The sequence below is a fragment of the Streptomyces gilvosporeus genome, from assembly GCF_002082195.1.
Classification (GTDB): domain Bacteria; phylum Actinomycetota; class Actinomycetes; order Streptomycetales; family Streptomycetaceae; genus Streptomyces; species Streptomyces gilvosporeus.
Map to the genome: position 1 here is coordinate 2,390,449 of NZ_CP020569.1, position 21,815 is coordinate 2,412,263.

The window sequence follows — 21,815 nt, forward strand, 5'->3', positions numbered from 1 at the left end:
TAGCGCGCGGCGGACGTGGTCTGGTCCACTGTGAAAAGGTCACGCACAGCAAACCGTTCGACACAGCGCCGCGTCAAGGGCGGCCGCGGATTGGCCGGATTGCCCAACTCCCCTTCCGGCAAACGGTATTGACCGCCCGGCAGCCGGAACCGGCGGTGCCGGGCCGGGCGGCCGCGGCCCGGCACCGGCGGCCGCGGGCGCCCGCGCGTCCCGTCAGGCGACCGCTCCGGCCGCCGCCCGTCCCGCCGTACGCCCCGAGAACAGGCAGCCGCCGAGGAAGGTGCCCTCCAGCGAGCGGTAGCCGTGCACCCCGCCGCCGCCGAACCCGGCCACCTCGCCCGCCGCGTACACGCCCGGCAGGGGCTCGCCGCCCTCGGTCAGCACCCGCGAGGACAGATCGGTCTCCAGGCCGCCGAGGGTCTTGCGGGTGAGGATGCTCAGCCGTACGGCGATCAGCGGGCCGGCCTTGGGGTCGAGCAGGCGGTGCGGGGCGGCGGTGCGGATCAGCCGGTCGCCGAGGTACTTACGGGCCCCGCGCATCGCGGTGACCTGGAGGTCCTTGGTGAAGGGGTGGGCGATCTCCCGGTCGCGGGCGACGATTTCGCGGCGCAGCGCGGCCTCGTCGATCAGCTCGTCGTCGGTGAGCGCGTTCATCCGCCGCACCAGGGAGGTCAGCGAGCGGTCGACGAGGAAGTCCGCGCCGTGGTCCATGAACGCCTGCACCGGGCCCGGGGCGCCGGAGCGGGCGCGGGCGAGCACCTCGCGGATGCTCTTGCCGGTCAGGTCCGGGTTCTGTTCCGAGCCGGAGAGCGTGAACTCCTTCTCGATGATCTTCTGGGTGAGCACGAACCAGGTGTGGTCGTGGCCGGTGCGCATGATGTGTTCGAGGGTGCCGAGGGTGTCGAAGCCGGGGAAGAGCGGGACCGGCAGCCGCTTGCCGTGGGCGTCCAGCCACAGCGGGGAGGGGCCGGACAGGATCCGGATGCCGTGCCGGGGCCAGATGGGGTTCCAGTTCTCGATGCCCTCGGTGTAGTGCCACATCCGGTCACGGTTGATGATCCGGCCGCCGGCCTCCTCGGTGATGCCGAGCATCTTGCCGTCCACATGGGCCGGCACCCCGGACAGCATCCGCTCGGGGGCCTTGCCGAGCCGCTCGGGCCAGTTGGCCCGGACGAGGTCGTGGTTGCCTCCGATCCCGCCGGAGGTGACGATCACGGCCTGGGCGCGCAGCTCGAAGGCGCCGGTGACCTCGCGGCTGCTGGGTTGGCCGCGCTCGGCGTCCGAGGGCGCGAGGATCTCCCCGCTCACGGTGTCCACGCTCCCGGCGCTGCGCGACAGCGCGGTGACCCGGTGGCGGAAGCGCAGGTCCACCAGGCCGCGGGCGGCCCCGGCCCGCACCCGGCGGGCGAACGGGGCGACCAGGCCCGGTCCGGTGCCCCAGGTGACGTGGAAGCGGGGGACGGAGTTGCCGTGGCCGGTGGCGTCGTAGCCGCCCCGTTCGGCCCAGCCGACGACGGGGAAGATCCGTACGCCCTGGCGGTGCAGCCACGCCCGCTTCTCCCCCGCGGCGAAGTCGACGTACGCCTCGGCCCACTTGCGCGGCCAGTGGTCCTCGGCCCGGTCGAATCCGGCCGTACCCAGCCAGTCCTGCCAGGCCAGTTCGCGGCTGTCGTGGATGCGCAGCCTGCGCTGTTCGGGCGAGTCCACCAGGAACAGGCCGCCGAAGGACCAGTGCGCCTGGCCGCCGAGCGACTGCTCGGGTTCCTGGTCGAGCAGGATGACCTTGCGTCCGGCGTCCACCAGCTCGGCGGTGGCGGCCAGTCCCGCCAGCCCCGCACCGATCACGATCACATCCGCGTCGTACGCCATCTGCGCTCTCTTCCGCTCTCGTCACCGGAGCCTGCCGGCCGCCCCGGCCGCCGTGACGGTCACGATCCTCAGCGTGGCGGACCATGCCGTCAACCCTTTGTTACCGGGCGGTATGCGCGGGTGCGCGCAAGAATGGGGGGTGTTGAGGGCCACCCCGGGCAGCCGCCGGATGGCTGCTCTCAGGCGCAATCCCCCGCTCCGCGCGATACGAGGTGTGCGACGTGACGGTGATTCTGCTCGCCCTTGGGGCGGCCTGTTGTCTGGGACTGGGCTTCGTGCTCCAGCAGGAAGCGGCGCAGTACGCCCCCCAGAAGGACTATCTCTCGCTGCGGCTGCTGCTGGACCTGGTGCGGATGCCGCGCTGGCTGGCCGGTATCGCGCTGATGGTGACGGGGATGGCGCTGGGCGCGCTGGCCCTGGGGATGGGTGACATCACTCTGGTGGAGCCACTGCTGGCCACCAATCTGCTGTTCGCGATGGCGCTGGCCCGGCGGCTGAGCGGGCAGCGGCTCGGGCGCAGCGGGTGGGCCGGGCTGTGGCTGCTGGCGGGCGGGGTGACGGCGTTCATCGTGGCCGGGCAGCCGCACGGCGGCGCCGGCGAGACCGGGCGGCCGGCCCAGTGGCTGATCATGGGCCTGGTGCTGGGCACCGCCCTGGTGCTGGCGGCCGTCGCCAAACGCGAGCGGACGCACGTCAGCCTGGAGGCGGCGCTGCTGGGTGTCGCGGCCGGGCTGCTGTACGGGCTTCAGGACGCGCTGACCCGGATCAGCGGCGAGCGCTTCGGCCAGGGCGGCTGGGGCGGGCTGCTGTCCACCTGGCATCCGTACGCCATCGTCGTCCTCGGCGTGACGGCCCTGGTCATGGTCCAGAGCGCCTTCGAGACCGCCCCGCTGCGGCTGTCGCTGCCCGCTCTGACGGCCGCCCAGCCGCTGGCCGGGATCGCCTGCGGGGTGGGTTTCCTGGGCGACCAGCTGCGGGTGACGACCGGGGCGCTGGCCTGGGAGGCGGCCGGGATAGCGGCCGTGGTGGCGGGGATCGTCCTGATCGGCAGCCATCCGGCCATGCCGCCCGGGGCCGGCAAGGCCGACCCCGTACGGGAGTTGCAGCCACGGTGAGGCGCCCCCATCGTCAGGTGGGGGCGCCGCTTCGCTGCGCTTTGCCTGGGCCCCACGTTTTCGGCTTTCCCGCCGTGGGGGGTGTTCGCCGTTGCGCCTGCGGCGGGCGTTGCCTCCCCCAGCTAACGCTGGGAGGTGCCCCCAGCGCGGGGCTGTCCGGCAGCGGCACCAGCCCTACACGGCTCCGCCGCTACGGCCCGGCACCTCCCCGTTGGGGTGGGGAAAAACGGTGGGGGTGGACCAGCGGCCTTTCCCCCTCCCACCGTCGGGAGGGGACGCACCGGAGGACGAAGTCCGCAGGGGCGGCACCGCGGCCGACAAACCACCCCCGCCCGCCGCAGGCGCAACGGCGAGAAACACACCGCGGCGCCGCAGACAAAAACGTGGGGCGACACCATGGAGGGCATGACGGATCACGACATGCCCCCTCGGCAGCCCCTCGACGCCGACGAAATGCTCGACATCGTCGATGAGAACGATCAGGTCGTGGGCCAGGCGCCGCGCGGCGAGGCGTACGCCCGCCGGATGCGCCACCGCTGCACGTTCATCCTGGTCCTCGACGCCGAGGACCGGATCTTCGTCCACCGCCGCACCCCGCGGAAGCTCGTCTTCCCCTCCCACTACGACATGTTCGTGGGCGGGGTGGTCGGCGCCGGCGAGAGCTACGACCGGGCGGCGCTGCGCGAGGCGGAGGAGGAGCTGGGCGTACGGGGGCTGCCGCAGCCGGAGCCGCTGCTGAAGTTCCTGTACGAGACGGACGAGCACACCTGGTGGTCCGCGGTCTATCAGGTGCGCTGGACCGGGCCGGTCGACCCGCAGGCGGCGGAGATCGACTGGTACGCCTTCCTGACCGAGGAGGAGCTGGCCCGGCGCCTCGTGCAGTGGCCGTGGACGCCGGACGGGCTGGCGGCGTACCGGGAGCTGCGGGAGCGGCAGGAGTTCCCGGAGGGCTCCCCCGAGGACCCCCGCGCGGCGGGCCGTTAGGGTCGGGATCATGATCCTCTCCGACGGGCTGCGGTCGATCGGCGCGGCCGTACGGCTGTGGCTGGCGCCCTCGCGGGTCCGCGAGGAGGGCAGCACGCCCGACTACCGCTTCTCGCTGGCCAACGAGCGCACGTTCCTGGCCTGGCTGCGGACCGGGCTGGCGCTGCTCGCCGGCGGTTTCGCCGTCGACCAGTTCCTGCCCCGGCTGCATCCGGCGGTCCGGCTGACCGGCACGCTCGTGCTGCTGGTGGCGGGTGCGCTGTGTGCGCTGCGGGCGGTGAACCACTGGGTGCGCTGCGAGCGGGCGATGCGCCGCGGCGAGGATCTGCCGCTGTCGCGCTTCCCGTCCGTGCTGGCCCTGGGGGTCGGGGCGCTGGCGGTCGTGATGGCCGTCCTCGTCGTGCTGGGACGGATCGGCTAGCGATGGGCGAGCCGCGGCGCGACGGCGCACGGGACCGGGCCCCGGCGGGCGGCCGGGATGCCGGGCTCCAGCCCGAGCGCACCCGGCTGGCCTGGCGGCGTACGACCCTGGCCTGCACGGTCGTCATCCTCCTGGCCGGGCGGCGGCTGCTGGCCGGCGGGGCCGCGGGGCCGGTGCGGGCGGGCCTGGCGGCGCTGCTCGCGCTGGTGTGGGTGGCGTTCGTGGCGCTGGCCCACCGCCGGGTCCGCGAGCTGGCCGCCGCCCGGCGAACGCCCCTGACACCGCGGATCGCGCTGTCGGCGGCGGGCTGCACGGTGGCGCTGGCCGCCTTCGGGGTGACGATAGCGAGCACACACTGACCCGCCGCGACTCTTGGGAGAGCACCTGTGGAAGCACATGTGGAGGCACCTGTGGAGGCACCTGTGGATGAGCCGTATCTGACCGAACTGGCCACCGGCGTCCATGCCTTCATCCAGCCGGACGGCGGCTGGTGTCTGAACAATGCCGGCTTCGTCACCGATGGGGACACCACCCTCGTCGTGGACACCGCCGCCACCGAACACCGGGCGCGGCTGCTGCGGCAGCGGATCGCACAGAGCGGCGCCGCCACGCCACGCATGGTGGTCAACACCCACCACCACGGCGACCACACCTACGGCAACGGCGTCTTCGCCCCGGAGGCGACGATCATCGGCCATGCCGCCTGCCGCCGGGAACTGCTGGCCGCGGGCCGGCAGCTGCATGCGGTCTGGCCCGAGGTGGAGTACGGCGACATCCGCCTGACCCCGCCCACGGTCACCTTCACCGACGAACTGTCCGTGCACGTCGGCGGCATCGAGGTCCGCCTGCTGCACCCGGGCATCGCGCACACCCCCGGCGACACCGTCGTCTGGCTGCCCGAGCAGCGCATCGTCTTCACCGGGGACCTGGTCTTCCACGGCGGGACGCCGTTCGTCTTCATGGGGTCGCTGTCCGGTTCGCTGCGGGCGCTGGAGCTGCTGCGGTCGCTGGATGCGGCGACCGTCGTCCCCGGGCACGGCCCGGTGACCGGCCCCGAGGTGTACGACGGGATCGAGCGCTATCTGCGGTACGTCGACCGGCTGGCGCGGGAGGGCCGGGCGGCCGGGCGGACGCCGCTGGAGGCGGCACGGGAGGCGGACCTGGGGCCGTTCGCGGAGCTGGCCGAGAGCGAGCGGCTGGTGGCGAATCTGCATCGCGCGTATGCGGAGCTGGCGGGCGCCGAGCCGGGGGCGCCGCTGGATGCGCTGACCGGGTTCGGCGAGATGGTGGCGATGAACGGCGGGATTCCGATGGCCTGCCACGCGTGAGGAGCACGCGGGACGGGCGGGTGGCGGGGCCCGCGTGACGGACGCCCCACGGGCGGGCACTGGACTCCATACCGACTAGTCGGCATGATCGGGGCAGCGGTCGATCGGATGACCGTCATGCCGTCGTCATGCCGTACGGAGGACAACGATGACCCAGGGCACCCCGCCCCCGCAGGACGCGGACCGGGCCGAACCCCCCGGCCTCGACCTCGCCCGACTGCGCGCGCATCTGGACCGGGAGCGGCCGGGCCTGGCCGCCGGGCCGCTGCGCGCGGAGCTGATCGAGGGCGGGCGGTCCAATCTGACCTATCGCGTCACCGACGGCGTCTCCTCCTGGGTCGTGCGCCGCCCGCCGCTGGGGCATGTGCTGGCCACCGCGCACGACATGCGGCGCGAACACCGCGTCATCAGCGCGCTGCACGCGACGCCGGTGCCGGTGCCCGAGACGCTGCTGCTGTGCGAGGACGAGGCGGTGATCGGGGCGCCGTTCTATGTGATGGAGCTGGTCGAGGGCACGCCGTACCGCACGGCGGCCCAGCTGGCTCCGCTCGGGGCGGAGCGTACGCACGCCGTGGTGCTGTCCCTGGTCGACACCCTCGTCGATCTGCACGCGGTGGACCCGCAGGCCGTCGGGCTGGCCGACTTCGGGCGGCCGGAGGGCTTTCTGGAGCGTCAACTGCGGCGCTGGGGAAAGCAGTTGAGCGCCTCGAAGAACCGCGAGCTGGCCGGGATCGACGAGCTGCACGAGACGCTGGGCCGGCGGCTGCCCGCCTCCCCCGCACCGGCGGTCGTCCACGGCGACTACCGGCTGGACAACGTGCTGGTCGGTGCCGACGACACCATCAAGGCCGTCCTGGACTGGGAGATGTCCACGCTCGGCGATCCGCTGACCGACCTCGGGCTGCTGGTGATGTACAGCCAGGACCTGGGCCTGGCGCAGTCGCCGGTCAGCACCACGAGCGGCGCGGCCGGGCACCCCTCCCCCGCCGAGCTGATCGAGCGCTATGCCGCCCGCTCGGGCCGCGACACCTCCCACATCTCCTGGTACACCGCCTTCGCCTGGTTCAAGCTCGCGGTGATCCTGGAGGGCATCCACTACCGCTTCACGCTCGGCCAGACCGTCGGCGCGGGCTTCGACCGGATCGGCGAGCTCGTCCCCGTCTTCATCGACCACGGACTCACCACCCTCAAGGAAGGCTGAGACACCATGGACTTCGCATTCGACGCCCGTACGGAAGAGCTGCGCGAGCGGCTGCTGACGTTCATGGACGAGCATGTGTATCCGGCCGAGCAGACCGCCCACGAGCAGCGGGCGCAGCTCGCCTCGCCGTGGGACACCCCGGCGGTCGTCGAGGAGCTGAAGGCCGAGGCCCGGCGACAGGGGCTGTGGAATCTGTTCTTGCCCGACGCCGAGCACGGCGCCGGGCTGACCAACCTCCAGTACGCCCCGCTGGCCGAAATCACCGGCCGCAGCCCGCAGTTGGCGCCCACCGCGCTGAACTGCGCGGCGCCGGACACCGGCAATATGGAGGTGCTGGCGCAGTTCGGCAACGAGGCGCAGCAGAAGCAGTGGCTCCGGCCGCTACTGGCGGGCGAGATCCGGTCGGCGTTCGCGATGACGGAGCCGGAGGTGGCGTCGTCGGACGCGACCAATATCGAGACGCATATCGCGCGGGATGGCGACGACTACGTCATCAACGGCCGCAAGTGGTACATCTCCGGGGCGATGAACCCGCTGTGCCAGATCTTCATCGTGATGGGGAAGACGGAACCGGACGGCGCCGACATCCGCCGCCAGCAGTCGATGGTGCTGGTGCCGCGCGACACCCCGGGCGTGGTCGTCAGGCGCGCCATGCAGGTCTACGGCTACGAGGACCACTACCACGGCGGTCATGCCGAGGTGCTCTTCGAGGACGTCCGGGTCCCGACGGCGAACCTCATCGGCGAGGAGGGCGGCGGCTTCGGCATCGCGCAGGCGCGGCTCGGGCCCGGCCGGATCCACCACTGCATGCGGCTGATCGGGATGGCGGAGCGCGCCATCGAGCTGATGTGCCGGCGGGCGGTGTCGCGTACGGCCTTCGGCAAGCCGCTGGCGCAGCAGGGGGTGGTCCAGGGGTGGATCGCCGATGCGCGGGTCGCGGTGGAGCAGCTGCGGCTGCTGGTGCTGAAGACCGCGTGGCTGATGGACACCGTCGGCAACAAGGGCGCGCACACCGAGATCCAGGCGATCAAGATCGCCACCCCGCGGACGGTCGTGGACATCCTCGACAAGGCGGTCCAGCTGCACGGCGCGGGCGGCGTCAGCCAGGACTTCCCGCTGGCCGAGCTGTGGGCCGCGGCGCGCACGCTGCGTCTGGCGGACGGGCCGGACGAGGTGCACCAGCGGTCGCTGGCGCGGCGGGAGATCAAGCGGTACCTCTAGCGGCGGGGCAGCTACGGCCGCAGGGCCCGCAGCAGGAGGTCGGCCAGGTGGTCGGCGACCTGCTGCGGGCTGAGGGGGCCCTCGGGCCGGTACCAGGTGGACAGGTGGTGCACCGACCCGAAGTGGTAGTCGACGACCAGGTCGGCGGGGGTGGCCGTGGAGAACACCCCGCTGCGCTGGCCCTCCTCGATCAGCGCGCGGAACCGCTCGTGGTAGCGCCGCCGCTCGGCCCGGACCTGCTTGTTCTTCTCCGGGCTGAGGTGGTGCATGGAGCGGAAGAAGATCGACGCGTCGTCGAGGTTCTCGATGGTGGTCACGACGACGTCGGCCGCCGCCTCGCGCACCCGCTGCTCGACGGGTGCGTCGGCGTCGGCGAACGCGTCGAGGCGCTCCTGCTGGAGGCGCAGCACCCGGGAGTACACCTCCTGGAGCAGGTCCTCCTTGGAGCCGAAGTAGTGGTAGAGGGCGCCCTTGGTGACGCCGGCCGCGTCGACGATCTCCTGGACGGAGGTGCGGTCGTATCCCTGCTCGGCGAAGAGCCGGGTGGCGGTGGCCAGCAGCCGTCGGGCCACCGGCTTCGTGCCGCTGCCGTTGTCGCCGTCCCTCGTGCCGGCCATCGCCCTCACCTGTCCTTTGTGCTCGTACGCCGTGGCCTGCGCCGTCATCCGCGCCGGCGCAGCTCCCGTCGGAGGATCTTGCCACTCGTGGTCTTGGGAAGCTCGGGCAGGATCTCCACCACGCGGGGGTATTTGTATGCCGCCAGCCGTTCCTTGCAGTAGGCGGCCAGATCGGCGGGCTCGGCGGCGGTCCCCGGGCGCAGGCTGACGTACGCCTTGACCGATTCGCCGCGGTAGGCGTCGGGCACGCCGACGACCGCCGCCTCGCGTACCGCCGGGTGGGTGTAGAGGACGTCCTCGACCTCGCGGGGCCACACCTTGAAGCCGGAGGCGTTGATCATGTCCTTTTTGCGGTCGACGACATAGAGCCAGCCGTCGGTGTCCATGAAGCCGATGTCGCCGGTGCGCAGTTCGCCGTCGGGGATCGCCGCGGCGGTGGCGTCCGGGCGGCGCCAGTAGCCGGGGACGACCTGGGGGCCGCGGACGGCGATCTCGCCCGGTTCGCCGAACGGCACCTCGGCGCCGTGCTCGTCGAGGATCCGTACGACGGTGTCGGGGCCGGGGACGCCGACGGCGAGGGTGCCGGAGACCTTGTCGACGGGGGCGCGCCGGCCCGGCGGGACGGTGGCGCAGGGGGCGGTGCATTCGGTCAGGCCGTAGCCGTTGTGGAGGTAGGGGCCGAGGGCGGTGTGGAACGTCTCCACCAGGGCGGGCGGCAGCGGGGCTCCGCCGGAGGACAGGGTGTGGAAGGACGCGAAGTGGTCGCGGCTGACGTCCGGATGGGCCATCAGCGCCATATAGGCGGTGGAGGGGCCGACGGTGAAGGCCGGGCGGTGTTCGCGGAAGGCGTCCAGGACGACGCCCGCCTCGAAGCGGTAGGCCAGGGCGAGGGTGCCGGCGCCGGCGATACAGGCGGCCAGTTCGCAGACCATGCCGGTGATGTGGAAGAGGGGGGCGAGGGCGAAGTAGGTGGCGCCGTCGGGCAGGCCCAGGCCGGTGCGCTGGCGTTCGGCGTTGTAGCTGATGTTGCCGTGGGTGTTGGTGGCGCCCTTGGGGGTGCCGCTGGTGCCGGAGGTGTAGCTGATCAGGGCGAGGTCGTCGGCGGCGAGGTCCGGGTCGGCGGGCACCGCGCGCAGGTGCTTGGCGGTGCGGGCGACGGCCAGCAGATCGTCGGCGCCCTCGCGCGGCCCCGGGTTCCCGTCGCGCAGCACCCGGGCGTCGTTGCGCGTCTGGAGCCCGGCCTCGTGGGCGGTGAGCGCGATCCGTACGGACGGCGTCGCGGCGGCGGTGGCGCGCAGGAAGGCGTCCCAGGTGTGGTCGGCGCAGATGACGGCGGTGACCTCGGCGTCGTCCAGGATGTGCCGCATCTCGCCGGCTTTGTACATGGGGTTGACGGGCACCACGACCCCGCCGGCCTTCCAGACGCCGAGCAGGGCGAGGACGAAGTGCGGGCTGTTCTGGAGCATCACCGCGGCCCGGTCGCCGCGGGTGAAGCCGCGGGCGGTGAGGTGGGCGGCGAGGGAGTCGGAGAGGGCGTCGGTCTCGGCGTAGGACAGCCGCGCGTCGAAGTAGGCGAGCGCGGTGCGCTCCGGGGCGCGGCGGACGGCCGCCCGGAAGGCGTGCAGGGGCGAGGGCGGCGGCTGGACGGGGGCCCGCTGGGCCTCGCTGAGCTGTGCCAGCCACGGTTTGTCCTGGTAGGAGATCACCGGGCGTCCCCTTCGCGCTCCTCCAGCTTCTGCTGGAGACGGTTCATCGCCGTCAGCCAGCCGTCGGGGTCGGTGGCACGGGCGGCGTAGTAGTCGGCGGCCTCCGGGTGCGGCAGGACCAGGAAGCGGTCCTCGGCCATCGCCGCGAAGAGCGCGTCGGCGACGGCGGCCGGTTCGATGGCGGTGGGCGCGAGGACGAGGTCGCCCGCGGCCCCGGTGGCGGCCAGCATGTCGGTGCGTACGCCCTGGGGGCAGATGGCGTGCACCCGGAGGCCGCGGTGGCGGTAGGTCAGCGACAGCCATTCGGCGAAGGCGTAGGCGCCGTGTTTGGTGACGCTGTAGGGGGCGGCGCCGACCATGGTGAGCAGGCCCGCGGCGGACACCGTGGAGACGAACCGGCCCGCGCCCCGCTCCAGCCACGCGGGCAGCAGCTCGCGCGCCGCCCGCACATGCGCCATCACATTGACGTCCCAGGCCAGCTCCCAGGCGTCCTCGGGCGCCTCGGGTCCGCCGCCGGTGCCGACGCCGGCGTTGGCGCAGAAGACGTCGATGGCGCCGCCGAGCGCCTCGCGGGCGGCCGGGACGATGCCGGAGGCGTCGCCGGGGACGGCGAGGCCCCCGATCTCCGCCGCGATCTCCTTGGCCCTGGCCTCGTCCAGGTCGTTGACCACGACCCGGGCGCCCTCGGCGGCGAACCGGCGGGCCAGCGCGGCGCCGATCCCCCCGCCCGCTCCGGTCACGACAACGGACTTGTCCCGTACGGCTGCCACGTGGTGTCTCCCTCGGTCGCGCTGACTCGACCTCGGCAGACTAACCAGTCGGTATGTGAGAGGGAAAGACCTCGCGCCCGCTCTCGGCCACGCCCGGGAGGAGATTCACCCCTCGTGACGGCCGGGTGCGTTCCCGTAGCCGCCCGGGCGCGTTAGCGTGCTCACGACACCTGGCTCGGTCCGTTCCCGTATCCCGATCACGGAGGTGTGCGCATGGCTCTGTCGCGACGCGTTCTGCTGGGCGGACTGGCGGCCACCGGCGCGGTCACCGGGGCCGCGGCCCCGGCCCACGCGGTGCCGGGGACGGCCCCCGGCACCCGTCCCCCCGTACGCACCGGCTTCGACCGCCTCCGCGCCGACGGCTACCGCCTCCTGGACGGCCAGAAGGTCGGCATCGTCACCAACCCGACCGGAGTCACCCCGGACGTCCGCCACATCGTGGACGTGCTGCACGCCGACGACCGGGTCCGCCTGACCGCCGTCTTCGGCCCCGAGCACGGCTTCCGGGGCACCGCGCAGGCCGGCGGATCACAGGGCCGCTACGACGACCCGGCCACCGGGCTGCCGGTCTACGACACCTACGACAAGAGCGGCCGGGAGCTCGCCGGCATCTTCACCGAGTCCGGTGTGGACACCCTCGTCTTCGACATCCAGGACGTCGGCGCCCGCTTCTACACCTACATCTGGACGCTCTACGACTGCATGGTCGCGGCCGTCCTCGCCAAGAAGCGCTTCGTGGTGCTCGACCGCCCCAACCCGGTCACCGGGCGGGCCGCGACCGGCCCCGTACTGCACAGGAAGTACGCCTCCTTCGTGGGCCGCGAGCCGATCTCCCAGGCGCACGGGATGACGGCGCTGGAGCTGGCGCTGCTGTTCAACGGCGAGTTCGTACCGCGAGCCGCCGGGCGGCCGGTTCCGCTGACGACGGTGGCGATGACCGGCTGGCGGCGCGCGGACTTCTTCGACGCCACCGGGCTGCCATGGGTGCCGCCGAGCCCCAACATGCCCACCCCCGACACCGCCCTGGTCTACTCCGGCACCTGCCTGTTCGAGGGCACCAACCTCTCCGAGGGGCGCGGCACCACCCGCCCCTTCGAGCTGCTGGGCGCCGACGGCATCGACGCCCGCTGGGCCGCGGCCGCGGGCGAACTGGGCCTGCCCGGCGTCCACTTCAGAGAGGCGTATTTCGCCCCCACCTTCTCCAAGTTCCAGGGCAAGACCGTCGGCGGCGTCCAGCTGCACGTCCACGACCGCGCCGCTTTCGACCCGGTACGCACCGGCATCGGCCTGCTGGTGACGGCCAAACGGATCTGGTCCGGCTTCGCCTGGCTGCCCGGCCACGGCATCGACCATCTGACCGGCTCGCCGACGGTCCGCACGATGATCGATGCGGGCGCGGGGACCGACGAGGTGGTGGCCTCCTGGCAGGAGGAGCTGCGACGGTTCCGCAGGGTGCGGCGGCGGTATCTGCGGTACGCGTAGGCGGATGCCTGCCGGAGTCCCAGGGGCGCGAACCGGGGCGAGTCCGGGGCCGGTTCGGCGTGTAGGCGAGGCGTCGGCGGCCTGTCGGTGGCGTACGCGAGACTGGCGGCAGGCCGGTGCCCGGCCGTACGGCTCCCGACCGGGCCGCTCACCCGACTTCTCGGAGGTTCTCCATGACCACACCTCTGGCCGCCACCCTGGACGTGCCCGGCGCGCGGCTGCACTACGAGGTGCGCGGCCGCGGGCCGGTGCTCGTCCTGATACACGGCGGCGCCGGGGACGCCGGGGTCTTCCACGAGATCGCCGGGCCGCTCGCCGAGCATTTCACCGTGGTGGCGCCGGACCGCCGCGGCCACTCCCGCAGCCCGCTCGTCCCGCCCGGCGGCACGCCCCGGGTCGCCGAGCACAGCGACGACATCCACCGGCTGATCGGCGAGCTGACCGACGAACCCGCGCTGGTCTACGGCAGCAGCTCCGGCGCCGTCGTCGCGCTGGACCTGCTCGCCCGGCACCCGGAGCGGGTGCGTACGGTCCTCGCCCATGAACCGCCGGTGCTCGGGCTGCTGCCGGACGCGGCGGCCTACCGGCGGCTGTTCGACGAGGTCCGGGCCACCCACCGGCGGGAGGGCGCCGCGGTGGCGATGCGGCGGTTCCTGACGGGCGTCGGGCTGGTGGACGACACCTGGGAGATGCCGCCGCTGTCCCAACTGCCGCCGACACTGCGGGAATTGATGGAGCGGATGGCGGCCAACGAACCGTTCTTCCTGGAGCATGAGCTGACCGAGATCACCGCGTACGAGCCCGATACCGACGCGCTGCGGAAGGCGGCGGGCCGGCTGCTGATCGGCGTCGGCCGCGACTCCACCGGGCAGGCGCCCGGCCGCATGGGCGCCGCGCTCGCCGACCGGCTCGGCCTGGAGGTCACGGAGCTGCCCGGCGGGCACACGGGCTACGTGGAGGACGCCGGCGCGTTCGCCGCCCGGATGGTGGAGCTGCTGGGCGACGGCGGGCTCACGGCCTGAGCCACCACCGCTCGCTCTCCCAGGACAGCGCCTCCCACAGGCGGTTGAGCGGGTGGTCGGGCCCGTAGGCGTCCCGCTCACCGCGCCGGGCGAAGACCCCGACCAGCACCTCGGTGCGCGGCCCGACGTCGCCGACGATGTCCAGCATCCGCAGCCCCGCGGCCTCCGGGAGCCGGCCGTCCGTGGCCGCGTCCCCGATGCCGCGGGTGACCAGCATCGCGCCGCTGACCACCCCGGAGCGCAGCAGCTCGAAGCCGTAGTGGGCGGCCTCTATCTCGGCGGCGACGGTCAGCTTCTGGCGGTAGTCGGGGCCGTACCAGGAGGTCAGAAAGCGGCCTATCAGACCGCCGGTGGAGATCACCAGCGGCAGCCCGGGCAGGTCCCCGGCGCCGAAGGAGCGGCCGGGGAGACGCTCGGGCGGCAGGTTCGTCAGCAGGGACAGTCCGCTGCGGCGCCACTCCATCACCTCGTACGGCGCCAGCTGCTCGCGCTCCTGCCCCTCCGTCACCACCACGCTGCCGCAGACCACGTCCAGTTCCTTGGAGCGGAGCCGGTCGAAGAGATCGCCGGTGCGGACATGGGTGACCTTGAGGTCGACGCCGTCGCGTTCGTACTCCTCGCGCAGGCGCTCGACGGCGTCCAGGAGGAAGCCGAGGGTGTAGCGGGTGGTGCCGACGGACAGCGTGCGGCCCAGCCGGCGGCGGGCGTGGTGCACCCCGTCCGTCCAGTCGCCGAGCGTCCGCCGTGCCAGGTCGACGAGCGCCTCACCGGTCGCGGTGAACAGGACGTCGCGTCCGCGCCCCTGTTTGAGCACCAGTTCCTCGCCGCACAGCGCGGCGAACGTACGGTTCATGGTGTCCAACTGCTTCTGCACGCTGGACTGTTCACGGCCCAGCCGACGGGCGGCGCCGAGCGCGGTGCCCTCCTCGCGCACCGTGATCAGGGTGCGCAACTGGTCCATGGTGGTGTCGAGCAGCTCCGGCGGATACTGCAACGGACCCTCCAAGGCCATGCGCCCCCACCCGCTTTCCCGCTCCCCTGAATTCAACGGCTCAGCAGCATAGCCCCCGAAGGAAAACCGATCCGGAGGCCATGGGGGGCGGTATGCGGCAGGTCCCGGGCGCGCGCCCGGGACCTGCCGCATACCGAGGTCATCTCACCGGTGGGCGGGGAATTCCACCACCTGCTGATAGGTCGGACGGTTCTGCCAGCTGATGGTGGCGTGCGTCAGACCGCCGACCGCGCGGTGGATGATCGCATCCGCGCACCACTGGTCGCCCGCCTTGCAGTTGTCGTCGCCCGGGTAGACCTGCTCGGCCGTCTGGGCGGCGGCCTGCCGCAGGGTGTCGAGCAGGGTGTCGCGGCAGGCCGAGAGCTTGCCGTTGCCGCAGTACCGCTCGGCGAGCGGGCCCTTGACCTGCTCGCCGAGCACCGAGCGCAGGTCCTTGTCCGCGTAGCTCCACCAGCCGTACTGGAAGGCCGAACCGGCGTGCGCCCCGGTGGGGCCGTGGCCGGCCGACGGGGACTCGTCGATGGCCAGGTTGGAGGTGAGGGCCTGGTAGAGGTCGCCGCCGAGGCCCGGTTCGAAGGTGGCCACGATCATCCGCGGCCACCAGGCGTCCATCAGCCGTACGGCGTCGGAGTGGGCGTAGGTGTGCGAGCCGGGGGTGGTCTCGTGGCGCTGGGCGCCGTCCTTGCGCCAGGCTTCCAGCTGCTGCACGGCGGTCTGGAGCGCGGGGTCGCCGATGGGTTTGCTGCGCAGCACCCGCAGCATCTCGGGCAGGACGTCCTCGCCGCGCAGATCGGTCACGGCGGCCTCGGCCATCGCCCGGGTCAGCGAGGCGCGGGTGACGCCGCCCTCCTTGGTCAGCGCGCGCACCCGGTCGTCGAGCAGATTGGCGCGGTGCACGGTGCCGTTGCCGAAGCCGGCCGAGTCGTAGTCCTCGGCCTGCTTGTTGTTCCAGGAGACGTAGTAGTCCTGGTCGACGGACTGCGGGTGCTGGGCGGGCGGGGTGTAGTCGGTGGTGTTGGTGGCGGGGTCGTAGCCCTTCCAGGCGTAGGCGGGGTCGGCCGCGATGGGCAGTGCCGGATCGACGTCCGGGTTGCGGACCGGGTTGAGGCCGCTGTTGTAGTACGCGATGTCGCGGGAGTCGGCGTAGAACCAGTTGAAGGCGTAACCGATGTGCTGGGCGGCCTTCTTGAACGTCGCGGCGCCGCGGACGTACGAGGGGTCGTTGAGCATCTGGAAGCCGATGATGGAGTCGGCCTCGTGCCGGTAGGTGCTGCGCAGCGCCGTGTAGGCGACGGGCCGGCCCTTGATGGTGGCGCGGTGGGTGACGGTGCCCCACTTGGTGCGGTAGACCCGCATCCGGTACGAGCCGGCGGCCGTCGGGTCGGCGATGGTGGGCTTCCAGGAGTTGGTCCGCTCCAGCTTCTCCATGGGGATGCAGGCGCCGTGGTACCGGTAGGAGGTGGAGTCCTTGGTGGGCTTCGAGCCGTCCGGGTTGCACAGGTCGACGGCGTAGGTGTCGGTGATGTCCTGGCCCGCCGAGGTGGCGCTCCAGGCGTAGTCCTGGCCGCGGCCCAGCTGGACGTACATCCCCACGCCCGCGAAGGAGGCGCCGCGGGCGCTGATGCCCGGCCCCTGGATCTCCTGGAGCATCAGGAGCTGGGGCGCGAAGTAGCCGGTCTGCGGGCCGAAGACGGCGACCGGGTGGCCGCTGGCGGTGTGCTTGCCGGAGACCAGCAGGGCGTTGGACATGCCGCGGTGCTGGGTGGGGTTGAAGCTCCCCTCGGGCAGCACCCCGTCCTTGAAGAGGCCCTGGAGCTTCCGGTACTTCTTCGGGGCCGGGACCGGATCCTGGGGCGCCTTGCCGCCCTTGGCGGTTGCGGCTCCCGTGCGGTCGAAGACCAGCGGTTCGGGGGTGACCGAGCCGGGGTCGGGCAGGGCGGTGCCCTTGGCCTTGGCGGGTTTGACGGCGTACGGGAAGCGCTGGCCGTCGTGCAGGGTCTTGACGGCCTCGGGGTCGTTGCGCTCCCGGAAGGACTCCCAGACCTCGGTGCCCTTCCGCACGCCGTACTTGTGCTGGGCGGAGAGCAGCGCGAGGGCCGAATTCACCTCGCCGCCCCCGCCGTTGCCGAACAGTCCGCCGACGACGGAGGCCAGGGCTATCAGGTCGGTGAGCTTGAAGGGCGCGATCTCACCGGCGTTGGTGACCGCGTCGATGTGCCCGGTCAGAACGTACTCGCCGGGGAAGTAGCGCCCGTTCTTCGACTGCTCCCGGTAGGCGTTGATGCCGTCGACATACGCCTGGGCGTCGGCCATGGCCTGCCTGCCGCGCGCTCCCTTGTGGTCACGGATCGCCTCGACCTGCTTTTGCAGGTCCTGCTCGGTGTACGGGGCCTGCGGGAAGAACTGCTGCTCCAGGCCCTGGTTGGCGGGTGCGCCGCCGGCGAAGGAGGTCAGTTCGCCGCGGCCGATGTGGCGGAAGAGGTCCATCAGCCACAGCCGGTCCTGGCCCGCGGCGTAGCCGGCGCCGAATTCGGTGCCGTAGCGGGTGGTGCCCTTGATGTGCGGGACGCCGGTCTTCTTGTCGCGGGTGATGGTGACGTCGCCGCGGGGCGCGGTGACGTCACCGACCTGGTCCTGGGGGACGCCGAAGGAGGCGTCGTTGAAGAAGTCGGTGAGCGTGCCGTCCGTGAGGTTCTGGTAGCCGCCGGCCAGCGCGCCGTACGGGGCCAACTGGTCGGTGGAGTGCGGCGGGTGGGTGCCGAACAGCTTGTTGCCGAGGATCTGCATCAAGGTGGCATTGCCGGTGGCGCCGGGCGGCAGGATGTCGGCGCACTGCCCCTGGCAGTAGTCGTGGGCGGGGGCACCGCCCGCTCGAGCGGAGTCGAGAGTGGGGGAATTCGGCGCGGCGGCCGCGAGAGGGGGCGGCGCCACGAGCGTGGCACCCAAGGCCAACAGGGCGGCCGCCGCGGCCGCCCTGAGCCTTCCGGTACGTCGTTGCATCCCTGCTCCTCGATGGGGGTCCCCGGCTCCTGAAGAGCCCGGGGGAGGGTGCGCGGGACGTTACCGCCGGTTATGCGTGGCCGGAAGATGAACAACAGTCACCTTTTCGAATTCCCCACAGATGGCCGGGCGACGGGGTGGTGGGCGGCCGGGAGGGTTTGGACCAGTCGGGAGGGGCAGGGAGAGACCGGAAGAGTCCGGAGCAGAGGGGAGGAGAAGGGAGGAGAGCGGAGGAGGCCGACGAATCCGCACCGGAATTCGAGGGATCCAAGCGGAGATCGGCTACGTCCCTTCCCTGTCCAGTCGGGTCCTCCCCACGGAGGTGGGATGAATATGGCCGGTTTCAGAGCGCTCGCCCAACAGGTCCGCAATCCACGGCTCGTGGCAACTCAGCGGCGTACGGCACTGCGCAAATGCCTGGAGCGCTTCGCTCCGTACGGGCATCGCACCACCTGGCACCATCTGTGCACCCGGGCCGGATTCGCGGCCCACGACCGCAGTCCCGATCCCGAGCGGCTGATGGCCGCGCTGGCGGAGCTGGAGGAGGCCCGCACCGTCTGGCTGGCCTACGAGCGGCAGTTCGCGGCCCGGCGGCGCCGCGAGAAGCACGACGGCATCCGCCAGCCCAGCGCCCTCGACGACTGGCACCGGCGCACCTGGGGCGGCTGCGACATCGTGCCGTGCGCCTCGCCGCAGCGGCATCCGGCGGCCCAACTCGCGGTGGTGCTGCGCCGCATGATCGCGGCGATGGAGGCGGGGCGGCCGCGCCGGGACTGCCCGGTGTGTGGCGGGACCCGCTTCGCCTGGCTGCCGGGGACCGCCGACTGCCCGGCGTCCGGGCCCGCCTGCCGGGAGTGCGGAGTGATGGCCCCGGCGTCCGTGCTCACCCCGGAGGCGCTCTCCGCGGCGCGGACCGGCGGCGCGGGGGCGTTCGCCGCGGCCTGAGCCACGGCGTCCGGCCGGCTCCCCCGAGGTGGCCGGGGATCACGGGCATTGTCAGACCCGCATGCCACCATCGGATCATGCTTCAGGTATGTCTCAACGGCGTCCGCACCGCGGCCGATTCCGCCGCGGTGCCCCTCACACCGTCCGCGCTCGCCGATGCCGCCCGGCAGGCGGTCGCGGCCGGTGCGCAGGAGGTCCACGTCCACCCGAAAACCCCCTGCGGCGAGGATTCGCTCTCGCCGCGGGTGGTGGGCCCGGTGCTGGAGGCGATACGGGCGGCGGTGGACGTTCCGGTCGGGGTGACGACCGGCGCCTGGGCCGAATCGGACGCCGGGCGCCGGGCGGAGAGGATCGCCTCCTGGACGGTGCTGCCCGACTACGCCTCGGTCAACTGGCACGAGCCGGGCGCCGATACGGTCGCCGCCGCCCTGCTGGAGCGCGGCGTCGGCATCGAGGCCGGGCTGTGGTCGGGCACCGACGCCGCGGCCCGCTTCGCCCGCTCGCCGTTCGCGCCGCGGGTCCTGCGCATCCTGGCCGAAGTGATCGGCCCCGAGGGCGAATCCGCGCGGCACACCGCCCACGAGCTGCTCGCCGAGCTGACGGCGGCCGGGCACGACCGCCCGGTGCTGCTGCACGGCGCAGACGGCGGCGCCTGGCCGGTGCTGCGGCTCGCCGGAGAGCTGGGGCTGGACACCCGCATCGGCCTGGAGGACACCCTGCTGCTCCCCGACGGCGCTCCGGCGCCCGACAACGCCCGGCTGATACGGGCCGCGAGGGCGCTGTACGACGCCGGCCGCGGGCCGAACGGACGCTCCCCGGCCACCGCACCGCAGCAAACCGGCCAATGACCACCGCCGCACGGGCCACCGCGCCCGGCCCGCCGCGGAGTTCCCCCGCTGCTCGGGCGGCTGCGGGCGGGCGGGCCGCCCGTCCACGGCCTTTACGAACTCACCCGGCAGCTGGCACAACTGTGCACGGGTTGACCGGCCGGTAACACCGTCGGCCCGCACGGTCCGTGTGGCACCCGGGCGGCACGGACGCCGGACGAGAGAGTAGACGCCATGGCCGAACTGCACGATCTGACCGCGCTCGAACAGGCCGCCGGTATCCGGTCCGGCGCGATCTCGCCCGTCGAGCTCACCGAGCACTATCTGGCGCGGATCGACCGGCTGGACGACACCCTCGGCGCGTTCCTCACCCGTACCCCGGAGATCGCCCGCAAACAGGCCGCGGACGCCGAGAGCGAGGCGGCCGCGGCCCGCCGGGAGGGCCGCGAACTCCCACCGCTGCACGGCGTTCCGGTGCCCGTCAAGGACCTCAACCAGGTGGCGGGCGTGCGCTACACGATGGGTTCGCGGGCGCTGGCCGAGAACGTTGCGGCCGTCGACGACCATGTGGCCGCCAAGCTGCGGGAGGCCGGCACGATCCTGCTCGGCAAGACCAACACCCCCGAGTTCGGGCTGCCGTGCTACACCGAGAACGGCCTGGGACCGGCCGCCCGCACGCCCTGGAACGCGGAGTACGGCGCGGGCGGTTCGAGCGGCGGCGCCGGGGCCGCGGTGGCCGGCGGCCTGGCACCGGTGGCGCACGCCAGCGACGGCGGCGGCTCGATCCGTATCCCGGCCTCGCTGTGCGGGCTGTACGGGATCAAGCCCAGCCGCGGCCGGATCAGCAGCGGCCCGTTGCTGTACGACGTGACGGGCCTGAGCACCTCGGGCCCGCTGGCCCGTACGGTCGCCGACGCGGCCACGCTGCTGGACGTCATGGCGGGCGCGATGCCCGGCGATCCGTACGTGGCGCCGTCGCTGCCCCCGGGCGAGACCTTCGCCGCACACGCCGTCCGCGACCCGGGACGGCTGCGGATCGCCGTTCTGGCCGATGCGCCGATACCGGGCATCGAGGTCCACCCGGACTGCCGCACCGCCACCGCCGAGACGAGCGCGCTGCTGACCGGACTGGGCCATGACGTGGAGGAGCTGACGCTCCCCGCCGACATCAGCATCCTGTACGCCTTCACCCGGGTCTGGTCGGTGATCGCCGCCAACCACCCGGTGCCGCCGGAGGGCGAGGAGCTGCTGATGCCGCTCACCCGCTATCTGCGCAAGCGGGGCGCGGAGGTCTCCGGCATGGACTTCGCGGGCGCGCTGTACGCGTTCCGGGTGCTGGGCCGGACGATCGCCGACGGGCTGATGCCGCCCGGCGGCTACGACGTGATCCTCTCCCCCACGCTGGCCGGGCCGCCGCTGCCGGTCGGCGCGCTGCGCAACGACGCCGACCCGCAGGCCGAGTTCGCCGCCATAGGGACGTACACCCCGTTCACCGCGCTCTACAACGCCACCGGCCAGCCCGCGGTCAGCGTCCCGCTGCACTGGAACGCCGCCGGCCTGCCGATCGGCATGATGTTCGGCGGCCGCTACGGCGAGGAGGCCACCTTGATCGCCCTCTCCGCCCAGCTGGAGCAGGCCCGCCCCTGGGCCGCCCGCCGGCCGCCGGTCTGGTGACCACCGGCGCGCCCGCCCCGCGAGGGGGCGGGCGCGCTCACCGGCAGGCGCTCTCCGCACCCGGCGCGCAGCTCGCGCGGTCGTCGGCCACGGGCTCGGGCTCGGGCTCGGGCCGCGGGTCCTTGGCACCTCTGTCGACCCGCAGCCGCCGCGCGCCGGGCCCCTGCTCGCCGAGGTTGTCGTACGGGTTGGACAGCGCGCAGGTCTGCAACGAGAGGCAGCCACAGCCGATGCAGTCGGTCAGCCGGTCGCGCAGTTCGACCAGCTGGCTGATCCGCTCGTCCAGTTCGGAACGCCACAACTGGGAGAGCCGGGCCCAGTCGTCGCGGTTGGGCGTGCGCTCGTCGGGCAGTTCGGCCAGCGCGTCCCGGATCACGGCCAGCGGGATCCCGACCCGCTGCGCCGCCCGTACGAAGGCGACCCGGCGCAGCGCGTCCCGGGAGTAGCGGCGCTGGTTGCCGGCCGTCCTGGTGGAGCTGATCAGCCCCTTGGACTCATAGAAATGCAGCGCGGACACCGCGGCACCGCTGCGCGCGGAGAGCTGGCCGACGGTGAGCTCATGGACCTTGTACGGAAGCTGTGGCACGCCTCAACCCTAGGGCCTGTCCGGCCCTGACCCAT

Annotated in this window: 19 protein-coding genes; 12 read left to right on the plus strand and 7 right to left on the minus strand. The window is 72.9% G+C overall.

Annotated elements, in window-relative coordinates:
- Positions 1-213: 213 nt before the first annotated feature.
- Positions 214-1,869, minus strand: a complete 1,656-nt coding sequence (locus B1H19_RS10440; protein WP_083104332.1) for an FAD-binding dehydrogenase — start codon at positions 1,867-1,869, stop codon at positions 214-216.
- 221 nt (positions 1,870-2,090) lie between these two features.
- On the opposite strand from B1H19_RS10440, the gene B1H19_RS10445 reads away from it, so the two are divergent.
- The 7 genes from B1H19_RS10445 to B1H19_RS10475 all read left to right on the plus strand — a co-directional run bounded on the left by B1H19_RS10445 (position 2,091) and on the right by B1H19_RS10475 (position 8,139).
- Positions 2,091-2,984 (plus strand): DMT family transporter, encoded by an 894-nt coding sequence (locus B1H19_RS10445; protein ID WP_083104333.1) that lies wholly within the window; start codon positions 2,091-2,093, stop codon positions 2,982-2,984.
- A 420-nt stretch (positions 2,985-3,404) separates the two neighbouring features.
- On the plus strand, positions 3,405-3,968 hold the full coding sequence (locus B1H19_RS10450) for an NUDIX hydrolase (RefSeq protein ID WP_083109532.1): 564 nt from the start codon (positions 3,405-3,407) through the stop codon (positions 3,966-3,968).
- 10 nt (positions 3,969-3,978) lie between these two features.
- Complete coding sequence (locus tag B1H19_RS10455; RefSeq protein WP_083104334.1) at positions 3,979-4,389, plus strand: YidH family protein; 411 nt, start codon at positions 3,979-3,981, stop codon at positions 4,387-4,389.
- A gap of 2 nt (positions 4,390-4,391) precedes the next feature.
- Positions 4,392-4,748: a DUF202 domain-containing protein gene (locus B1H19_RS10460; protein WP_083104335.1), complete on the plus strand. Its 357-nt coding sequence runs from the start codon at positions 4,392-4,394 to the stop codon at positions 4,746-4,748.
- A 51-nt stretch (positions 4,749-4,799) separates the two neighbouring features.
- Entirely contained in the window at positions 4,800-5,717 is a 918-nt protein-coding gene (locus tag B1H19_RS10465; protein ID WP_237289251.1) for an MBL fold metallo-hydrolase, read from the plus strand.
- Positions 5,718-5,865: 148 nt separating this feature from the next.
- Positions 5,866-6,918 (plus strand): phosphotransferase family protein, encoded by a 1,053-nt coding sequence (locus tag B1H19_RS10470; RefSeq protein WP_083104337.1) that lies wholly within the window; start codon positions 5,866-5,868, stop codon positions 6,916-6,918.
- A 6-nt stretch (positions 6,919-6,924) separates the two neighbouring features.
- Complete coding sequence (locus B1H19_RS10475; protein ID WP_083104338.1) at positions 6,925-8,139, plus strand: acyl-CoA dehydrogenase family protein; 1,215 nt, start codon at positions 6,925-6,927, stop codon at positions 8,137-8,139.
- 11 nt (positions 8,140-8,150) lie between these two features.
- Here the strand turns inward: B1H19_RS10475 and B1H19_RS10480 are convergent, their stop codons facing one another.
- The 3 genes from B1H19_RS10480 to B1H19_RS10490 are packed head-to-tail and all read right to left on the minus strand — an operon-like array spanning position 8,151 to position 11,232.
- Positions 8,151-8,756 (minus strand): TetR/AcrR family transcriptional regulator, encoded by a 606-nt coding sequence (locus tag B1H19_RS10480; protein ID WP_083104339.1) that lies wholly within the window; start codon positions 8,754-8,756, stop codon positions 8,151-8,153.
- A 44-nt stretch (positions 8,757-8,800) separates the two neighbouring features.
- Entirely contained in the window at positions 8,801-10,462 is a 1,662-nt protein-coding gene (locus B1H19_RS10485; RefSeq protein WP_083104340.1) for an AMP-binding protein, read from the minus strand.
- Positions 10,459-11,232 (minus strand): SDR family oxidoreductase, encoded by a 774-nt coding sequence (locus tag B1H19_RS10490; protein WP_083104341.1) that lies wholly within the window; start codon positions 11,230-11,232, stop codon positions 10,459-10,461. Before B1H19_RS10490 ends, B1H19_RS10485 begins: the two co-directional genes overlap by 4 nt.
- 213 nt (positions 11,233-11,445) lie before the next feature.
- Between B1H19_RS10490 and B1H19_RS10495 the strand changes: the two genes are divergently transcribed.
- Together B1H19_RS10495 and B1H19_RS10500 are read left to right on the plus strand one after the other, a co-directional pair.
- Entirely contained in the window at positions 11,446-12,714 is a 1,269-nt protein-coding gene (locus tag B1H19_RS10495; RefSeq protein WP_083104342.1) for an exo-beta-N-acetylmuramidase NamZ family protein, read from the plus strand.
- 173 nt (positions 12,715-12,887) lie between these two features.
- Positions 12,888-13,736: an alpha/beta fold hydrolase gene (locus B1H19_RS10500; protein ID WP_083104343.1), complete on the plus strand. Its 849-nt coding sequence runs from the start codon at positions 12,888-12,890 to the stop codon at positions 13,734-13,736.
- Here B1H19_RS10500 and B1H19_RS10505 read toward each other — a convergent pair.
- Together B1H19_RS10505 and B1H19_RS10510 are read right to left on the minus strand one after the other, a co-directional pair.
- Positions 13,726-14,748, minus strand: coding sequence for a LysR family transcriptional regulator (locus B1H19_RS10505; protein ID WP_083104344.1), 1,023 nt, complete (start codon positions 14,746-14,748; stop codon positions 13,726-13,728). The genes B1H19_RS10500 and B1H19_RS10505 overlap by 11 nt on opposite strands.
- A 144-nt stretch (positions 14,749-14,892) precedes the next feature.
- Positions 14,893-17,748, minus strand: a complete 2,856-nt coding sequence (locus B1H19_RS10510; RefSeq protein ID WP_083104345.1) for a penicillin acylase family protein — start codon at positions 17,746-17,748, stop codon at positions 14,893-14,895.
- A 333-nt stretch (positions 17,749-18,081) separates the two neighbouring features.
- On the opposite strand from B1H19_RS10510, the gene B1H19_RS10515 reads away from it, so the two are divergent.
- The 3 genes from B1H19_RS10515 (at position 18,082) to B1H19_RS10525 (ending at position 21,194) form a co-directional block, all read left to right on the plus strand.
- Positions 18,082-18,693, plus strand: a complete 612-nt coding sequence (locus B1H19_RS10515; RefSeq protein ID WP_083109533.1) for a hypothetical protein — start codon at positions 18,082-18,084, stop codon at positions 18,691-18,693.
- Positions 18,694-18,770: 77 nt separating this feature from the next.
- Positions 18,771-19,541: a 3-keto-5-aminohexanoate cleavage protein gene (locus B1H19_RS10520; protein ID WP_083104346.1), complete on the plus strand. Its 771-nt coding sequence runs from the start codon at positions 18,771-18,773 to the stop codon at positions 19,539-19,541.
- 213 nt (positions 19,542-19,754) lie between these two features.
- Positions 19,755-21,194 (plus strand): amidase, encoded by a 1,440-nt coding sequence (locus B1H19_RS10525; RefSeq protein WP_083104347.1) that lies wholly within the window; start codon positions 19,755-19,757, stop codon positions 21,192-21,194.
- A gap of 37 nt (positions 21,195-21,231) precedes the next feature.
- Here B1H19_RS10525 and soxR read toward each other — a convergent pair whose 3' ends face one another.
- Complete coding sequence (soxR, locus tag B1H19_RS10530) at positions 21,232-21,780, minus strand: redox-sensitive transcriptional activator SoxR (protein ID WP_083104348.1); 549 nt, start codon at positions 21,778-21,780, stop codon at positions 21,232-21,234.
- Positions 21,781-21,815: the final 35 nt, after the last annotated feature.

Excerpts from the sequence above, each read along its gene's own strand:
- B1H19_RS10455 (WP_083104334.1), top strand. The coding sequence starts at position 3,979 with ATGATCCTCTCCGACGGGCTGCGGTCGATCGGCGCGGCCGTACGGCTG.
- B1H19_RS10510 (WP_083104345.1), bottom strand. The coding sequence starts at position 17,748 with ATGCAACGACGTACCGGAAGGCTCAGGGCGGCCGCGGCGGCCGCCCTG.
- B1H19_RS10505 (WP_083104344.1), bottom strand. The coding sequence starts at position 14,748 with ATGGCCTTGGAGGGTCCGTTGCAGTATCCGCCGGAGCTGCTCGACACC.
- B1H19_RS10480 (WP_083104339.1), bottom strand. The coding sequence starts at position 8,756 with ATGGCCGGCACGAGGGACGGCGACAACGGCAGCGGCACGAAGCCGGTG.
- B1H19_RS10460 (WP_083104335.1), top strand. The coding sequence starts at position 4,392 with ATGGGCGAGCCGCGGCGCGACGGCGCACGGGACCGGGCCCCGGCGGGC.
- B1H19_RS10440 (WP_083104332.1), bottom strand. The coding sequence starts at position 1,869 with ATGGCGTACGACGCGGATGTGATCGTGATCGGTGCGGGGCTGGCGGGA.
- B1H19_RS10515 (WP_083109533.1), top strand. The coding sequence starts at position 18,082 with ATGGCCGGTTTCAGAGCGCTCGCCCAACAGGTCCGCAATCCACGGCTC.
- B1H19_RS10450 (WP_083109532.1), top strand. The coding sequence starts at position 3,405 with ATGCCCCCTCGGCAGCCCCTCGACGCCGACGAAATGCTCGACATCGTC.
- B1H19_RS10495 (WP_083104342.1), top strand. The coding sequence starts at position 11,446 with ATGGCTCTGTCGCGACGCGTTCTGCTGGGCGGACTGGCGGCCACCGGC.
- B1H19_RS10500 (WP_083104343.1), top strand. The coding sequence starts at position 12,888 with ATGACCACACCTCTGGCCGCCACCCTGGACGTGCCCGGCGCGCGGCTG.
- B1H19_RS10475 (WP_083104338.1), top strand. The coding sequence starts at position 6,925 with ATGGACTTCGCATTCGACGCCCGTACGGAAGAGCTGCGCGAGCGGCTG.
- B1H19_RS10525 (WP_083104347.1), top strand. The coding sequence starts at position 19,755 with ATGGCCGAACTGCACGATCTGACCGCGCTCGAACAGGCCGCCGGTATC.
- B1H19_RS10470 (WP_083104337.1), top strand. The coding sequence starts at position 5,866 with ATGACCCAGGGCACCCCGCCCCCGCAGGACGCGGACCGGGCCGAACCC.
- B1H19_RS10520 (WP_083104346.1), top strand. The coding sequence starts at position 18,771 with ATGCTTCAGGTATGTCTCAACGGCGTCCGCACCGCGGCCGATTCCGCC.